Here is a 16,167-nt window from a genome sequence, read left to right as displayed (position 1 = left end):
CAGCAAGGGCGAGCGCAGTGGTCGGACAGGTGGGCGACGAGCCGCCCGGGCAGGACCTGGTGTTCGTCGGGGCCGGGGCCTCGACCTCGTACATCCTGCTGGCGCTGCTCCGGTCGCTGGAGGAGCGACCGGCCGCGGAGCCACTGCGCATCGCGGTGGTCGAGCGGGCGCCCGATCCGTTCACCGGCGTGCCCTACGGCCGTCGCGCCGCCCGCACCTCCCTGCTGATCACCGCGCTGCGGGACTTCCTGCCGGAGCAGGAGCGCGCCTTGTTCGTGGAGTGGCTCGGCGACAACAAGGGCTGGGTGTTCGAGGAGTTCCTCGCCGCGGAGGGACCGTTCTCGGCGCGGTGGTGGGCCCGCCACGAGGAGTCCGTCCGGCGCAACGACTTCGAGTCCCTCTACCTCCCCCGGTACACGTTCGGGGAGTTCCTCGCCCGGCGCACCCGCGAGGCCATCGCCCGTGCGGAGGCCGCGGGCCTGGTGACGACGGAGGTCATCCAGGAGGACGTGGTCGCCATCGAGCCGGCCGGGCACGGCTACCTGGTGCGCTGCACCGACCGGGTCGTCGACGGCCGTCGCGTGGTCCTCGCCACCGGGTCTCCGCCGGTGCTGCGACGGTTGTCGCAGGACCTCGGCGCACCGGGCGCGGTGCTGGTGGACGACCCCTTCGACGACATGGGCGAGGCCGTCGACCGGATCGTCGCCGCCGCGGCCCGGGGTTCCAGGGCCCGCCCGGCGCACGTCGCGGTCATCGGCGCGAACGCCAGCACCATGGACATGCTCTACCAGGTCAACGACGCCGCCGGCCCCGGCCCGGCGGAGACCGTCTTCACGGTCCTCTCGCCGAGCGGACAGCTCCCCGAGCGGCTCGACGAGGGGCGCGCCGTCCGGCCGTTCCACCCCGAGCACCTCGCCGCCCTCGAGGATGTGGCGACCCTCGACGCGGCCGCGGTCTACCGGGCGGCCGTCGCCGACATCGCCCTGGGACGGGCCCTGGGCCTGTCGGTCTCCGACACCCTCGCGCCGATCTCCGCGGCGGTCGGCCGGGTGCTGCGCCGGCTCCCCGAGGACGAGACCGCCGTCTTCGCCGACCGGTGGGGTGTGGAGCTGGGCCGTCACCAGCGGCGGGCGGGCTGGGAGTACTGCGAGGTCGTCGAGCGGCTGTCCGCCGAGGGCCGGCTGCGCCTCGTGGCCGGCTCGTTCGTCGACCTCGTCGCCGATGCGGCCGGCCAGGTGCACGTGCGGTACCAGGTGGACGGCGAGCTGCACCAGATCGCCTCGCCGGTGGATGCCGTCGTCAACTGCGCCGGGCCGGCGCGCAGCCTGCGCCACGCCGCTCCCCCGCTGCTGACCCAGCTGATCACCAGCGGGGTGTGCCGGCTCACCCCGTCCGGGGGCGGCATCGCGGTGGACTCGTCGATGGCCGCGGCTCCCGGCCTCTACGTCATGGGCCCGCTGCTGGCCGGCAACGTGGTCGGTGGCGCCCCGGTGTGGCACATGGAGCACTGCGGACGGATCAGCGCCTTCGGCTCCGCGCTCGGCACCGACCTGGCCCGGACGCTGGTCGCCAGCGGGCGCTGACGGCCGGGTGGCCGGCCCCGCTGACCCGGGCCGGCCACCCGGCCGTCGGTCAGGCGTCGCCGCCCAGCGACCGCCACTGGGCCCGCAGGCCGGCGACGACGTCCACGGTCGGCTCCCAGCCGAGCGCGTCCCGGATGCGGTCCGCCGAGCCGCCCGTCCGCCGGACGTCACCGGCGACCGGGTCCTTCCGGTCGACCTCCAGCGGTCGTCCGGCGATCTCGCCGAGGACGTCGAGGACCTCGTTGACGCTGATGCTCGTGCCGCCCGAGACGTTGAAGACCGCCCCCGGCCGGACGTCGGCCCCGGCGGCGAGCAGGTTGGCCGCCACCACGTCGTCGACGAAAGTGAAGTCGCGGATCTGCTCCCCGGTCCCGTAGACCTCGATCGGCCGGCCGGCCAGCGCGGCCCGGATGAACCGGTTGAAGGCCATGTCCGGTCGCTGGCCGGGACCGTAGACGGTGAAGTACCGCAGCGAGACGGTCGGGACGCCGAAGTTGTCCGCGTAGAGGGTGCACAGGTGCTCCGCCGCCAGCTTCGTGACGCCGTAGGGGCTGTGCGGGCGGGGCAGGTCGTCCTCGGTGGTCGGGTAGGCGAGGGCGTTGCCGTACACCGAGGACGAGGACGCGTACACCAGCCGCCGCAGGTCCGGCGCCCGGCGGGCGGCCTCGAGCAGGCGCTGGGTGGCCGAGACGTTCGCGTCGACGTAGGTGGCGAACTCCTCGCCCCACGACTTGCGGACGCCGGGCTGGCCGGCCTCGTGGAAGATCGTCGACACGCCCTCGAGGAGGCGGTCCAGGTCGGCGGTGTTGAGGTCCTCCGCCACGAAGGTGAACCCGTCGGCGGGGAGGGAGGCGAGGTTCTCCTTCTTCAGGCCGGGGTCGTAGTAGTCCGTGAGGCAGTCGACCCCGATGACGCGCTCACCTGCGGCCAGGAGGCGCCGGGCGAGGGCGCTGCCCACGAAGCCTGCGACACCGGTGATCAGGACGCTCACGATGGTTCTCCCTCTGGTGCGGCCCGCGGGCGGGACCGGGCGTGCGGGACGGGTGCGCGGCAGGCCTGACACGCCCGCCGGGGTCGCTCGTGCGGAGGCTAACGGCGCGGAGGCCGGAGGAGTAGGGGTCACGATGCGTCACCGTCCGGCGGGCACCTGGCCGGTGCGCTCCCGCAGGTGACGGCGGGGGTGGGCAGGCGCCAGCGCACGACAGCGGAACACGCAGCGTCGAGAGATGAGCACCGAGCGGATCGACAGACCGCCGTGACTGAAAGTGGTCATTCGGTGTCGTTCGCCGAAAACAAGCCAGTGACCTGCAGGCTTGCCCGACCGTAGCCGGACGACCACGGCGCACCGCGAGACGGGAGGACGTGAAGCGCTCGACAGCGCCCCCGCCAGCACTACGTTCCGTCGTCATCGGCGCCACCTGTCGTGGGGCCGGGAGTACACGGGCTCCACCTGGACGAACGGGGGGCGGAATGGAAGCGCACGAGGCACCGCGGGTCGCTCCGCACGATCGGCGGAACGGCGCGCGGGGGAGGCCCGTCACGCGGTGGCGGCTCGTCCGGTGCTTGATGCTGGTCGTCGACGTCCTCTCGCTGCACGCGGGCCTGGTCCTCGCGCTGGCCGCGCGCTACGAGGGCTCGTTGGAGGAGTCCCACCCCTCCGGGCTCCTCGTCGGGATCCTCGTCGGCACCGCGGTCTTCCCCGTCACCTCCGCCGCGCTCCGCCTGCACCAGGGCCGCTACGCCGTCGGCGGCGCCGACGAGCTCAAGGCGCTGGGGCTGGCGGTCGGGGTCAGCGCGACCGCCGTCCTGGCCGTCGTCCTCGCGTCGGGGGCCCCGCGCCTGCTGCCGCTCAGCGTCCCGGTGATCGGTGCCGTGCTCTCCCTGGTCCTCATGACGACCGTCCGGTTGGTGATCCGCAGCCAGCGCGAGGGGGCCGTCCGGCCGCGCACCGGCCTGCCGACGCTGGTCTTCGGCGCGGGTGACGCCGCGGAGCAGCTCATCCGCTCCATGCTGAGCGACCCGCAGAGCCCCTACCTGCCGGTGGGCCTGCTCGACGACGACCCGGCCAAGCGGCACGTGCGCATCCGCGGCGTCCGCATGCTCGGCGGCCGCGACGACATCCCCTCCGCGGTCGTGAGCACCAAGGCCGAGGTGCTGGTCATCGCGCTCCCGTCGGCCGACTCGGCCCTGGTCCGCGAGGTCTCCCGGCCCGCCACCGAGGTGGGGCTGACGGTGAAGGTCCTGCCGCGCTTCGCCGACCTGCTGCACGGCCGCGTCGGCATCCGCGACGTCCGGGACATCGATGTCGCCGACCTGCTGGGGCGCCGCCAGATCGACACGAACGTCGCCGAGATCGCCGGCTACCTGACCGGCAAGCGCGTCCTGGTCACGGGCGCCGGTGGATCCATCGGGTCCGAGCTGTGCCGGCAGATCGCGACGTTCGACCCGTCCGAGCTGTTGATGCTCGACCGGGACGAATCGGCTCTGCACGCCCTGCAGCTGACGATGTTCGGGGAGGCCCGGCTCGACCTCCCCCAGGCGATCCTCGCCGACATCCGGGACGCCGGGGCGCTCCGTCAGCTATTCGCGGAGCGGCGGCCCGACGTGGTCTTCCACGCCGCTGCGCTCAAGCACGTCAACATGCTCGAGCAGTACCCCGGCGAGGGCTGGAAGACCAACGTGCTGGGCACCCGCAACGTCCTCGAGGCGGCGACCTCCGTCGGGGTCAGCCACTTCATCAACGTCTCCACCGACAAGGCCGCCGACCCGGTGAACGTCCTCGGCCGGACCAAGCGGATGGCGGAGCGGCTCACCGCCACGTACGCCCAGCAGGCCGAGGGCCGGTACCTCTCGGTCCGGTTCGGCAACGTGCTGGGCAGCCGCGGATCCGTCCTGGAGACGTTCGCCGCGCAGATCGCGCGCGGCGGGCCGGTGACCGTCACGCACCCCGATGTCACGCGGTACTTCATGACCATCCCCGAGGCCGTCCAGCTGGTCATCCAGGCGGGCGCCATCGGCAACGACGGCGAGGCGCTGGTCCTCGACATGGGAGAGCCCGTCCGGATCGCCGACGTCGCGGCGCAGCTGATCAGCATGGAGGGCCGGCCGATCAACATCCTGTTCACCGGGCTCCGTCCGGGCGAGAAGCTGCACGAGGACCTGTTCGGCGCCGGCGAGCGCGGGGAGCGGCCCGTCCACCCGATGATCAGCCACGTCGCGGTGCAGGGGCTGACGACCGAGGCCCTCGCCGAGCTGGGCACCTCGCAGCTGGTGGACGAGGTGTGGACCTCGCGGGAGGGCGCCACGGCCGACCGGCTCGCCGACGACGCCCGGACGGTGACGCGATGACCGCGCTGGGCCTGGCGGGTGCCCGAGAGCGCGGGCGGATCCTGCTGTCCTCCCCCGACGTGGGCCTGCGGGAGGAGGAGCTGGTCGCCGCGGCGATCCGGTCGGGCTGGATCGCCCCGCTGGGCCCGATGGTCGACGAGCTGGAGCGGCGCATCGCGGACCGCTGCGGGCGGCGGCACGCCGTGGCGCTCTCCTCCGGCACCGCGGCGCTGCACCTGGCCCTGCTGCAGGTGGGGGCCGGCCCCGGCACCGTCGTCGTCGTCCCGACGCTGACGTTCGCCGCCACCGCGAACGCGGTCGTGTACACCGGCGCCGAGCCGGTCTTCGTCGACTGCGAGGAGGAGTCCGGGACGCTCGACCCCGACCTGTTGGAGCGGACCCTGCGGTCCCTCGAGGCCGAGGGGGCCCGGGTGGCCGCCGTCATCCCCGTGGACCTGCTCGGCCGGTGCGCCGACTACACCCGGCTGGTGCCGGTCTGCGAGCGGTTCGGGGTGCCCGTCATCTCCGACGCCGCCGAGGGCCTCGGTGCCCGCCACGCGTCCGGCCCGGCCGGGTCCTTCGGCCTCATGGCCGCGCTCTCCTTCAACGGCAACAAGATCATGACGACCAGCGGTGGTGGCATGCTGCTGACCGACGACGGATCCATCGCCGAGCGGGCGCGGTACCTCAGCACGCAGGCGCGGCAGCCGGCGGTGCACTACGAGCACACCGAGATCGGCTACAACTACCGGCTCAGCAACGTGCTGGCGGCCCTCGGCCTGGCCCAGCTGGAGCGGCTGGACGAGATGATCGGCCGCCGCCGGCGGCTGCGCGAGGAGTACGCCCGGCTGTTCGCCGGCGTGCCCGGGGTGCGCGTCTTCCAGCGCGCCGGGGACGACGCCGACAACTGCTGGCTCACCGCTGTGCTCGTGGAGCCCGGCGAGGCCGGCTGGTCGGCGGACGACCTGCGGGCAGCGCTCGACCAGGCCGACATCGAGTCCAGGCCGCTGTGGAAGCCCATGCACCGGCAGCCCGTCTTCGCCGGAGCCCGCTCCGTCCTGAACGGTGCCGCGGACCGCCTGTTCGCCACCGGGCTCACCCTGCCCAGCGGGTCGGCCCTGACGTCCGGCCAGATCGACGAGGTGCAGTCGTGCCTGCGTTCCTTCCTCGGGCAGCGCCGGTGAGCGCGCGCCGGGGCGCGTACCTGCGGGTCAAGCGCGCGGTCGACGTGCTGGTGGCGGGGGCCGGCCTGGTGGTCACCGCACCGGTCATGGCGGCGGTGGCCCTGGCGGTACGCCGCGACCTCGGGTCCCCGGTGCTGTTCCGCCAGGTGCGCCCCGGGCTGGACGGCCGGCCGTTCGAGCTGGTCAAGTTCCGCACCATGCGCACGCTCGGCGACACCGACGGCGTGGACACCGACGCCGTGCGCCTGACCCCGTTCGGCCGCCGGCTCCGCAGCACGAGCCTCGACGAGCTGCCCACCCTCTGGAACGTCCTGCGCGGCGACATGAGCCTCGTCGGCCCCCGGCCGCTGCTCATGGAGTACCTCGACCGGTACACCCCCGAGCAGTTCCGCCGGCACGAGGTGCGCCCCGGCGTGACCGGGCTCGCCCAGGTCCGGGGGCGGAACGCGCTGACCTGGGAGGAGAAATTCGCGGCGGACGTCGAGTACGTCGACCACCTCGGCCCGGCCCTCGACGCGAGGATCCTGCTGACCACGCTGGTCACCGTGCTGCGCCGCCAGGGCATCTCCGCCCCGGGAACGGCGACCATGCACCTGTTCACCGGGAGCGAGCCCGCCCCGGCCGTGGCGCCCGACCGCGCGGAGGACGGCACGCCGGTCACCCGGCACGATGCCGCATGACCCCAGGACGACCACCCGGGGAGTCGTCGTGACCTCCGTGTCCGGTGGCCTGACCACGGCGGTCGGCGGCGCCCCCGCACCACCCCCCGGTGGGCGGCTGCGCCCGCTCCTGCGCGGGCTCCAGCTCCCGGCCTGGTCGGCCGTCCAGATGGCCGTCCAGATGGGCGTCGCTCTGCTCTCGGCCCGGTGGCTGGGGCCCGACGACCGCGGTGACCTGGTCCTGGCCACCACCGTCGCGACGCTGGTGCTGCTGCTCAGCAGCCTCGGCGCCGGCCAGGCCTCGCACGTCGTCCTCGCCGAACCGGGCCGGTGGTGGACGTGGCCGCGGTACCTGGGGCTGGCCGGCCTGCTGACCGTGCCGCACGTCGTCGTCAGCGCCACCCTCGGCCTCGTCGTCCTGCTCCGGCTGACCACGGGCGACTCCGGCATCGTGGTCCCGTTCCTCGCCTACTCGGCCACCGCGCTGAGCGCGCACCTGCTGCGGGAAGGCCTGCACGGGCTCGGCCGGCACCGGACGACGATGGCGATCGACGTGGCCGCGGCGACGGTGCAGCTCCTGCTGATCGCGGCACTGCACGCGAGCAGCGCGCTGACGCCGGGAACGGCGCTGTACGCCGGCGCGGTCTGCTACGGCGGCGCGATCACGGCGCAGATCCTCGTGGGCCGCGCCGCGGACTCCGCGAGCCGGGCACGCCCGCGCACCGGGTTCGCGGAGTGGTGGGCCCAGGCCCGGGGCTTCCTGCTGCTGAGCCGGGCGGCCCTCGTGGCCGCGCTGGGCACGTCGTTCGTGGTGATCGGCGACCGCCTGGTCCTCGGCGCCCTCGGCTCCCCGGCGCAGGTGGGGATCTACGCCGCGGCCTCGTCGCTGGCGCAGATCTCGTGGGTCGCCCCCGTGGCGCTGGCGCCGATGCTGACCCGCCGGACCGCCGAAGCGGGCACGTTCGAGCCGTGGCGGCGCATGTACCTGCGGGTCCTGGGGCTGACCGCGGTGCTGGCCGTCGCGGTATCGGTCGCGGGCTGGTTCGTGATCCCCTTCCTGCTGGGCGAGACCTTCACCCCGGCGCGCGACGTCCTGCCCATCCTCTGCCTCGCCGCCGTGCCCTACGCCAGCTACCACGTCGACTCGGCGGCCTGCGCCGGGCGCCGCGACCTGCGCACCGGAGCGGTCGGGGCGCTGGTGGGCTGCGTCGCGCTGGTGATCACCACGTCGGCCGGTTACCTGCTCCTCGGCACCGCCGGGATCGGCGGCGGGGTCGTCCTGGCCTACGTCGTGATGGCCGCGGTGGCGCGGGCGCGCCTGACCCGTCACGTCCAGCGGCCGCTCGGCAGCCCGTCACCCGTGGAGGCACCGTGACCATCGCACCTCCCGAGCCCGTCGTGTCGGCCGGCGCCGTCGAGGTCGTGCCCGCCGCCGGGTGGGATGCGCTGGTGGCCGCGCTCGGCGCCCGCGACACCTACCTGCAGGCCGCCTACCACCACGCCTCGGCACTGCTCGAGCCGCCGGGCACCCGGCCGGTCTTCCTGCGCGTCCGCCTGCCCGGCGGGGACGTCGGACTGCCGTTGCTCCTCCGGCCGCTGCCCGACTGGGGCTGGGACGCCACCACCCCGTACGGCTACGGCGGCCCGGTGTCGCGGGGCGCCCCGGACGTGGCCGCGTTCGGCCGGGCCCTCGACGAGTGGGCCCGCCGGAACCACGTCGTCTCGACGTTCCTGCGGCTGCACCCGCTGCTGGGCAACGACCGGTTCGTCCCGCCGACCGGCGACGTCACCACCCTCGGGCAGACCGTGGCGTGGGACGTCTCGGCCGGCCGCGACCTGGTCGCGCACATGCACCCGCACCACCGCCGGGCGGTCCGCCGGGCGGACCAGGCCGGCCTGGAGATCACCATCCACCCGGGCCCGCCCTCGCTGGAGGGCTTCCGGAAGCTCTACGACATCACCATGCGCCGCCAGGGGGCCAACCCGTTCTTCTTCTTCCCGACGCCGTACTGGGACACGCTGCTCACGCACTCCGCGGACCTCGAACCGGTGCTCGTGGAGGGGCGGATCGACGGCGAGCTCGTCTCGTCGCTGCTCTGCTTCATGAAGGGTCCGTGGCTGCACTACCACCTCGGTGGCTCGGCGGACCTGGCCCGGAGGACCGGCGCCTCGAACCGCTGCTTCCTGGCGGCCGCCCAGTGGGCGCAGTCCCGCGGAGTCACCGGCTTCCACCTCGGCGGCGGTGTCGGCGGGAGCTCGGCGTCCCCGCTGTTCCTGTTCAAGCACCGCTTCGACCCGGGCAGCGCTCCCCTGACCTTCCGGATCGCCAAGCTCGTGCACGACCGCGAGCGCTACGCGGAGCTGGCCGGGACCGACTCGACGAGCGGGTTCTTCCCCCCGTGGCGCACCCCGGCGGCCGATCGCGACGAGAACCGTTCCGCTTCCCCCCCGACGCAGTTACGTTCCGGCCCGTGTGCGGGATAGCCGGAGTCGCGGGCGGGCTGGTCGGCCGGTCGCCCGAGAGCCTCGACCACCTGATCGGCGCGAGCCTGGACGCCCTGCGGCACCGTGGTCCCGACGGCGAGGGCAGGTGGCTCTCCTCCCGCCTGCCCGTCGCCCTGGGCCACCGCCGGCTCGCGATCATCGATCTCACGACCGATGCCACCCAGCCGATGACGGTCGACGACGGCGAGCACGCCGTGACCTTCAACGGGGAGATCTACAACTTCCACGAGCTCCGCGCGGAGCTCGAGCGGCGCGGTGACCGGTTCCGCACCCGCTCCGACACCGAGGTGCTGCTCCTGGCCTGCCGCCGGTGGGGCCCGGTCGAGACGGCGCGGCGGGCGCGCGGGATGTTCGCCTTCGCGTACGTCGACGGCCTCCGCCGCCGGCTGTGGCTGGTCCGGGACCGGTTCGGCGAGAAGCCGCTGTACTGGACGCACCAGGGGTCCTCGGTCGCCTTCGCCAGCGAGCTGAAGGCGCTGGCCGCGCTCACCGGGCACCGGCCGGCGATCGACCCGGTCTCCCTGGCCACGTTCCTCTCCCGCAGCGCCGTCCCGCAGCCGGCCACCATCTACCAGGGCGTCGCCCAGGTCCCGCCGGGCGGCGCCGTGTGCGTGGAACTCGAGGACCGGATCGACGACGCCGGCATCAGCACCCACGTGCACTGGGACGCCGTCGGGGAGGCCGTCCGGGCCCGGATGGCGCCCTTCCGGGGCTCCCTCGACGACGCCGTCGAGGCCGTGCACACCGAGCTGCGCGACAGCGTGCAGCGGTGCACGATCAGCGATCGGCCGATCGGCGCCTTCCTCTCCGGCGGGATCGACTCCACGGTGGTCACCGCGCTCATGCAGGAGGCGTCGGACCTGCCGGTGCGGACCTTCACCATCGGCTTCGACGACCCGTCCGTCGACGAGTCGTCCTACGCATCCGCCGTCGCCGCGGCGCTGGGGACGAAGCACACCACCGTCTCCTTGTCCGCCGACGACGTCCTCGCGGTCGTGCCCGACCTGCCGACCATGTACGACGAGCCGTTCGCCGACCCCTCGCAGCTGCCCACCCACCTCGTGGCCCGGGTCGCGCAGGCCGATGTCACCGTCGCCCTGTCCGGCGACGGCGGGGACGAGCTCTTCGGCGGCTACAACCGGCACATCACCTCCGAGCGCCTGTACGGACCGCTGGCCCGTGTGCCCCGGGGGCTGCGCGGGTTCGCCGGGTCGGCCGCGCTGCGGGTGAGCCCGTCGGCCTGGGACTCCGTGGGCCGGGCCGCCGGCATGCGTGCGCCCACCGGAGGGCTGGGCCCGCGGGTGCACAAGCTCGGCGCCATCGCGGACTTCGCCGACGCCCAGGACCTCTACGCGAAGCTCACGTCCGTCACCGGCCGCCGGTACGTGCTGGGGGACGTCGCGCCCCGCCCGGCGCTGCTGCCGTCGGTCGGCAGCCCGGCCGAGTCCTTCATGCTGGCCGATGCCATCGGGTACCTGACCGACGACATCCTGGTGAAGGTCGACCGGGCGGCGATGGCGGTCTCGCTGGAGACCCGCATCCCCATGCTGGACCCGGCGATCTACCGGCTGGCCTGGTCGTTGCCGCTGGAGCACAAGCTGGCCGGTGGGGTGGGCAAGCTGGTCCTGCGCCGGCTGCTGACCGGCCTGCTCCCCGCCGACCTCATGGACCGGCCCAAGATGGGGTTCGGCCCGCCGATCGGCGACTGGCTGCGCGGTCCGCTGCGGAGCTGGGCGGAGGACCTGCTCTCCCCCGCGACGCTCCGCCGCCAGGGGATCCTCGACGTCGACGCCGTCCGGGCTACCTGGGCCCGCCACGCAAGCGGCCGGCGCGACCACACCAACGAGGTCTGGAACCTGCTGGTCTTCCAAGGCTGGCTGGCACAGTGGCAGGGAGCCTGATGAACACCCCTTCGGTGCAGCGTCCCGGCGGCTCCCCCGCGCCGGGCCGGATCGTCTACGGCATCACGGTGCCGCAGTCGGCCGCCACCCTGCTGCGCGGCCAGCTCGGCTGGTTCCGGGAGCAGGGCTGGGACGTCCACCTGGTCACGTCCCCCGGCGACCCGCTGGACACGGTCGCCGAGCGGGAGAAGGTGACGATCCACCCGCTGCCCATGGAGCGCGACACCAGCCTGCGCAAGGACGCGGTCGCCCTCGTGCAGTGGATCCGCCTCCTGCGCCGGCTGCGCCCCGACGTCCTCAACGTCGGTACGCCGAAGGCGGGCCTGCTGGGGAGCATCGCGGGCTGGCTCACCCGGGTGCCGCGGCGGGTCTACATCCTCCGCGGCCTGCGGCTGGAGGGCGCCCGCTCGAAGCCGCAGCTGGCCGTCCTGTGGCTCGCCGAGCGGCTCACCGTGCTCCTCGCGACGGAGGTGGTCTGCGTCAGCGACAGCCTGCGGGACGAGGCGGTGCGGTGGCGGCTGTTCGGTCGGCGGGACCGGCCCGTGGTCATCGCCCACGGCAGCAGCAACGGGGTGAACCCCGAGCGCTGGGACCCGGGGCTGGCGGGCGTCGACCGGGAGGCCGTCCGGGCGGACTGGAAGGTGGAGCCCGACGACCTGGTGGTGGGCTTCGTCGGCCGGATCTCCTACGACAAGGGCGTCCAGGACCTCCTCGAGGCGTTCCGGCACCTGCACGATCTGCCGGTCAAGCTCATGCTGCTCGGGCCGATCGAGGACGAGGAGCTCGGCGCCGCCGTCGCGGAGCTGGACGACAACGTCACGCGCGTGGACGCCTGGACGTTCGACCCCTACGAGGCCTACGTCGGCATGGACGTGTTCTGCCTGCCCACGCGGCGGGAGGGCTTCCCGAACGTGGTGCTCGAGGCGGCCCTGGCGCAGGTGCCCACGATCACCACCACGGCCACCGGGTCCCGCGACTCCGTCGTCCCCGGGGAGACCGGGTGGCTGGTGGAGACCGGGGACGTACCGCAGCTCGTTGCGGCGATCCGGGCCTGCGAGGCCGACCGCGAGGGTGTCCGCGCCGCTGGGCGCGCCGCGCGGCAGCGGGCCCTCCGCGACTTCCGCCCGACCACCATCTGGTCAGGGCTGCAGTCGATCTACCTCGGCGGCTCCGCGGCGCTCTCACCGACGGCGTCCCGGGCGATCCCGGACTCCGGGAGCCGCAGGGCACGCAGGAAGGCCGGGCGCCAGGCCGCGTAGCTGTAGCGCTCCTCCACGGCTCGCCGGGCGGCCAGCCCACGCGCCCGGCGAGCGGTCTCCGGCTCCTCGAGCAGCGCCACCAGCGCGTCCACCCAGTCGTCGACGCCGACGGCCCCGTACCCGTCGAGCTCGCGGACGACCGTGGCGTTCACGCCCACCGGCGAGGCGACCGCCGGCAGGCCGGCCGCGCCGTACTGCAGCAGCTTGTAGGCGCACTTGCCCCGGGTGAACGGGGTGTCCGGCAGCGGCATGATGCCGCAGTCGGCCTCGGCGAGCAGGGCGTCGGTGCGCGGGCCGTCCCACTGCACCCGGTCGGTCATCGGCGCGAGGTCCCCGAGCGGCCGGTCGCCGGCGCTCACGACCGTCAGCCGGGCGCCGGTGAGCCGGTGCACCTCCAGGAGCGCCGGCGCCACCGACTCCAGGTACCGCTCGGTCGACGGCGAGCCGACCCAGATGATCCGGGGCACCGGCCCCACGGCGTAGTCCCGCTTCTGCGGGTAGGCCGCCGGGTCGACACAGCTCGGGATGATCGTGACGTCGGCGTTGTGCTCGGCGGCGGCGTCGGCCAGGTAGCTGTTGCCCGCGATGACCAGGTCGGCGCTGCGCACGGCTGGGCCCCAGCCGGCGGCCTCACCGAAGAACCGGTGGATGCCCCCGCGGTCATCGGCGTGCAGCGCGTCGTCGAAGTCGTAGACACCCCAGCCCGCGCGCCGCAGGAGCGACGCCTCCAGCCGGCCCCCGGTGAACGGGCCCATCGAGCGGGACACCAGCAGCCGCTCGGGTGCCGGGCGGAAGTGGAGCCGCCGCAGGCGGGCCTCGGCGCGCAGCACGCCGAGCGGCTGCCGGGCGAGGGTGCGGGGCCGGACATCGGAGGTGCCCAGGTAGTCGAGGCACTCCGCCTCGAGCCGGAGGACGGCGAGCCACTCGTGCACCCGAACCCGGGTGCTGGCACCGGCGGGCCCGTAGGAGGCGGCGACGACCAGCCGCGGCGCGTTCACCGGACGGTCCGTACGGATCGCGGGATCACCGGGTCACTGTAGGGCCGGACGTGCGACGTGGAAGCCTTCCGCGACGCGGCGGGAGCCTCCGGCTCAGCTTCCGTGGGCTCCCAGGGACGGCGAGAGCCGCCCGCGGCCGGCGCGGGACCGGCGGGCACGCGACCGTGCTCCGCGCCGGACGGGCGGGGCCGCGGCGGTGGCGTCGGCGGCCCGCTGCGCCTCCTCGAGCCGATCGGTGGACCGGAGCAGGCGGCCGATGAGGAAGGCGAGCGGGACCACGAGCACCGGCCACACCGCTGCCGCCACGAGCAGACCGGTCATCAGCGCCACCCTCCGTCTCGCGGCCCGCGTGACGGGCCGTGGCCGGCCCGTCACGGCCGACGCAGGCGACCTTACCCAGTGCAGGTGCACGGCTACGCACGTGTCCCCCGAGAGGTCGGCGGGATCCCCGTGTGGGGGTTGCTTCGCCGGATCGGCACCGAGTGCAGTGACACGACGGGAACACGAGGAGACCCCGTTCCGGAACTACGGAACGGGGCCTCGTCGCTGTCTCAACCAGACGTGCACCCGAAGGGATTCGAACCCCTAACCTTCTGATCCGTAGTCAGATGCTCTATCCGTTGAGCTACGGGTGCCTGTGTTCAGTTGTCGTGCGCGGAGGCTCCGGGATTTGAACCCGGGATGGGGATTAACCCAAACCGCATTAGCAGTGCGGCGCCATAGACCGGACTAGGCGAAGCCTCCCGGGGCTCGAGTCACCTCGTAACCACCGAGGAGAGAGACTACCAGCGCTTCGAGGCGAGGTCTGCCGGGGGTGCACCGGCACCCCCGGCAGTGGGCGCTCAGGCCGCGACCGCCTCGCGCGACCGGGTGGGTGCCAGCGGGCTGCGACCGGGCACGAGGGTGACGACGACGGCGGCGGCCGCCCCCGCGCAGGCCAGCACGAGCGCCCCCGGCACCCCGGAGGAGGTCTCGATCAGTGCGCCACCCAGGGCCGCACCGATGGCCGAGGCGCCGACGGTGATCGTGGACAGCCAGGTGAACGCCTCGGTGGTGGCGTGCACCGGGGCGAGCGAGCCGACCAGCGAGTTCTGCACGGTCAGGGTGGGCGCGATCGCCGTCCCCCCGAGGAACAGCAGCACACCCAGCGCCCACGGGCTGGAGACCCAGGCCAGCGGCGCGAGGCCGATCGTGACGCCGAAGAGCAGCCAGCGGTACTGCCGGGGCAGCGACGCGCTCATCACCCGCGCCCCGAACCACAGGCCACCGGCGACCGATCCCAGCGACCAGACCGCCAGCAGGACCCCGGAGAGCCCCGGGGATCCGGTGGAGTCGGCGAACGCCGGTATCGCGACCTCGAGCGCCCCGAACCCGAGCATCACGGCCGACCCGCTGAGCAGCACCCGGGGCATGCCCGGGGCGAGCACGGTGGTGAACAGGCCGGCGGCGGGCGCCGACACGGGCACCCACGACCGGGCGACGCGGGCGACGCCGAGCGCGCCGACGACGGCCAGCGCACCGGCGAGCCCCACCGCCCATGTCGGCGCGGCGAGCACCGCGAGCGCGGCGACCAGCGTCGGGCCGACGACGAACACCAGCTCGGTGGCCGTGGCGTCGAGGGCGTAGGCGGTGGAGCGGACGCGCGGGTCGGTGCGCGACCACAGGGCGCGGACCGTGCCGGAGACCAGCGGCGTGCTGACGCCGGCGAGGCCGGCGGCGGCCACGACGGCGGCATGCGGCGCGCCGCCGAGGGTCACCGCCACCAGCAGGCCGAGCAGCAGCGGGTACAGCGCCGACTGCGCGAGCAGGATGCGGCGGGGACCCTTCCGGTCGGCGAGGCGGCCGAGGACCGGCGCCATCACGGCCGACGCGATGCCGAGGGTGGCCGCGGCCAGACCGGCGATCGCGTACGAGCCGGTCTGCTGCTGCACCATGAGCAGCAGCGCGAGCGGCACCATGGACGACGGCAGACGGCCGGCGAAGCCGGCGAGGAGGAGCACCTTGGCGGAGGGAAGCCGCCAGACGGCGAGGTAGGCACGCACGCTTGCACTCGTTTCGCACTGCAGGGGAAGGAACAGTAGGCGGTCAAAGGCTGTTGACCGCCTACGCAGTCCCGAGAGTAGGGACTCGACGGTAGGGAGTCAATTGGACTACGATACCTACGGGTCGACCGCGGTCGAGCTGGCCATCGCCCTGGCCAACGCCGACCTGGCACCCGAGGACGGGATAGCGCGCTTCCTCGCGGCGCACGACGAGTGGTTCACGCCCGGGACGTCGCTGGACCTGGCGCCCTCGGACGTCGCGAAGGCGGCCGCCACCGCGCAGCTCGTGCGGGCCGTCGCGCTGGCCGAGTCACAGCCCGACGTCCTCGCCCGGCTCAACGAGCTCCTGGCGCTGGCCCGGCCGCGGCCCTACGCCACCGACCACGACGGCGAGCTGCACCTGCACTACGCCCGCCCCGACGCCCCGGCCCTCGAGCAGCTGACGACGACGGTCGCGATGGGCCTGTCGCAGGTCGTGGTGCAGCACGGCTGGCAGCGCCTGGGCGTCTGCTCGGCCGAGGGCTGCGACGACGTCTACGTCGACACCTCGCGCAACGCCAGCCGCCGGTACTGCTCGAACACGTGCGCCAGCCGCTCGACGGTGGCCGCCTACCGGGCCCGCCGGAAGTCCTGACCCCCGGCCACGATCAGGGAACCTGATCATGGAGCGTCCTCCCTCAGCGCCCACCGTGAGGGAGGACGCTCGACG

Annotated in this window: 13 protein-coding genes and 2 tRNA genes; 9 read left to right on the top strand and 6 right to left on the bottom strand. The window is 74.1% G+C overall.

Annotation, left to right across the window (positions count from 1 at the left end; genetic code table 11):
- Window positions 1-29 precede the first annotated feature (29 nt).
- Window positions 30-1,583 carry an FAD/NAD(P)-binding protein gene (locus ACI79S_RS08145; RefSeq protein ID WP_456592939.1) on the top strand — a complete coding sequence of 518 codons (1,554 nt, stop codon included), beginning with the start codon at window positions 30-32 and terminating at the stop codon, window positions 1,581-1,583.
- A 49-nt stretch (window positions 1,584-1,632) separates the two neighbouring features.
- Here the strand turns inward: ACI79S_RS08145 and ACI79S_RS08140 are convergent, their stop codons facing one another.
- A complete protein-coding gene (locus ACI79S_RS08140; protein WP_456592938.1) occupies window positions 1,633-2,574 on the bottom strand; it encodes an NAD-dependent epimerase/dehydratase family protein in 942 nt (313 codons plus the stop codon).
- A 575-nt stretch (window positions 2,575-3,149) separates the two neighbouring features.
- Here ACI79S_RS08140 and ACI79S_RS08135 point away from each other — a divergent pair.
- From ACI79S_RS08135 to ACI79S_RS08105, 7 genes are read left to right on the top strand one after another with little or no spacing between them, the layout of a single operon-like run.
- On the top strand, window positions 3,150-4,931 hold the full coding sequence (locus ACI79S_RS08135; protein WP_456592937.1) for a polysaccharide biosynthesis protein: 1,782 nt from the start codon (window positions 3,150-3,152) through the stop codon (window positions 4,929-4,931).
- Complete coding sequence (locus tag ACI79S_RS08130) at window positions 4,928-6,094, top strand: DegT/DnrJ/EryC1/StrS family aminotransferase (protein WP_456592936.1); 1,167 nt, start codon at window positions 4,928-4,930, stop codon at window positions 6,092-6,094. Before ACI79S_RS08135 ends, ACI79S_RS08130 begins: the two co-directional genes overlap by 4 nt.
- Window positions 6,091-6,774, top strand: a complete 684-nt coding sequence (locus tag ACI79S_RS08125) for a sugar transferase (RefSeq protein ID WP_456592935.1) — start codon at window positions 6,091-6,093, stop codon at window positions 6,772-6,774. The genes ACI79S_RS08130 and ACI79S_RS08125 overlap by 4 nt, the downstream gene beginning before the upstream one ends.
- 28 nt (window positions 6,775-6,802) lie before the next feature.
- On the top strand, window positions 6,803-8,128 hold the full coding sequence (locus ACI79S_RS08120) for a lipopolysaccharide biosynthesis protein (protein WP_456592934.1): 1,326 nt from the start codon (window positions 6,803-6,805) through the stop codon (window positions 8,126-8,128).
- Window positions 8,125-9,237 carry a GNAT family N-acetyltransferase gene (locus ACI79S_RS08115; RefSeq protein ID WP_456592933.1) on the top strand — a complete coding sequence of 371 codons (1,113 nt, stop codon included), beginning with the start codon at window positions 8,125-8,127 and terminating at the stop codon, window positions 9,235-9,237. Before ACI79S_RS08120 ends, ACI79S_RS08115 begins: the two co-directional genes overlap by 4 nt.
- Complete coding sequence (gene asnB, locus ACI79S_RS08110; RefSeq protein WP_456592932.1) at window positions 9,225-11,159, top strand: asparagine synthase (glutamine-hydrolyzing); 1,935 nt, start codon at window positions 9,225-9,227, stop codon at window positions 11,157-11,159. The genes ACI79S_RS08115 and asnB overlap by 13 nt, the downstream gene beginning before the upstream one ends.
- Window positions 11,159-12,418: a glycosyltransferase family 4 protein gene (locus tag ACI79S_RS08105; protein ID WP_456592931.1), complete on the top strand. Its 1,260-nt coding sequence runs from the start codon at window positions 11,159-11,161 to the stop codon at window positions 12,416-12,418. The genes asnB and ACI79S_RS08105 overlap by 1 nt, the downstream gene beginning before the upstream one ends.
- Here ACI79S_RS08105 and ACI79S_RS08100 read toward each other — a convergent pair.
- From ACI79S_RS08100 to ACI79S_RS08080, 5 genes are all read right to left on the bottom strand, one after another.
- A complete protein-coding gene (locus ACI79S_RS08100) occupies window positions 12,316-13,416 on the bottom strand; it encodes a glycosyltransferase (RefSeq protein WP_456592930.1) in 1,101 nt (366 codons plus the stop codon). The two genes, ACI79S_RS08105 and ACI79S_RS08100, sit on opposite strands and share 103 nt — an antisense overlap.
- 93 nt (window positions 13,417-13,509) lie before the next feature.
- The gene (locus tag ACI79S_RS08095) at window positions 13,510-13,737 is read right to left on the bottom strand and encodes a hypothetical protein (RefSeq protein ID WP_456592929.1); all 228 of its coding nucleotides are present in this window, start codon (window positions 13,735-13,737) and stop codon (window positions 13,510-13,512) included.
- Window positions 13,738-13,978: 241 nt separating this feature from the next.
- Window positions 13,979-14,051 (bottom strand) — tRNA-Arg (locus ACI79S_RS08090).
- Window positions 14,052-14,071: 20 nt separating this feature from the next.
- Window positions 14,072-14,160 (bottom strand) — tRNA-Ser (locus ACI79S_RS08085).
- Between the two features lie 98 nt (window positions 14,161-14,258).
- Window positions 14,259-15,458, bottom strand: coding sequence for an MFS transporter (locus tag ACI79S_RS08080; RefSeq protein WP_456592928.1), 1,200 nt, complete (start codon window positions 15,456-15,458; stop codon window positions 14,259-14,261).
- 103 nt (window positions 15,459-15,561) lie between these two features.
- On the opposite strand from ACI79S_RS08080, the gene ACI79S_RS08075 reads away from it, so the two are divergent.
- Complete coding sequence (locus ACI79S_RS08075; RefSeq protein WP_456592927.1) at window positions 15,562-16,092, top strand: CGNR zinc finger domain-containing protein; 531 nt, start codon at window positions 15,562-15,564, stop codon at window positions 16,090-16,092.
- Window positions 16,093-16,167: the final 75 nt, after the last annotated feature.

It is taken from the genome of Blastococcus sp. SYSU DS1024, assembly GCF_054050795.1.
Note: the sequence above shows the minus strand (reverse complement) of the source record. Positions and strands in the feature narration are given on the sequence as shown.

Bases quoted from the DNA above. Each gene is read 5' to 3' on its own strand.
- ACI79S_RS08135 (WP_456592937.1), top strand. From the start codon at position 3,150: ATGCTGGTCGTCGACGTCCTCTCGCTGCACGCGGGCCTGGTCCTCGCG.
- ACI79S_RS08130 (WP_456592936.1), top strand. From the start codon at position 4,928: ATGACCGCGCTGGGCCTGGCGGGTGCCCGAGAGCGCGGGCGGATCCTG.
- ACI79S_RS08105 (WP_456592931.1), top strand. From the start codon at position 11,159: ATGAACACCCCTTCGGTGCAGCGTCCCGGCGGCTCCCCCGCGCCGGGC.
- ACI79S_RS08095 (WP_456592929.1), bottom strand. From the start codon at position 13,737: ATGACCGGTCTGCTCGTGGCGGCAGCGGTGTGGCCGGTGCTCGTGGTC.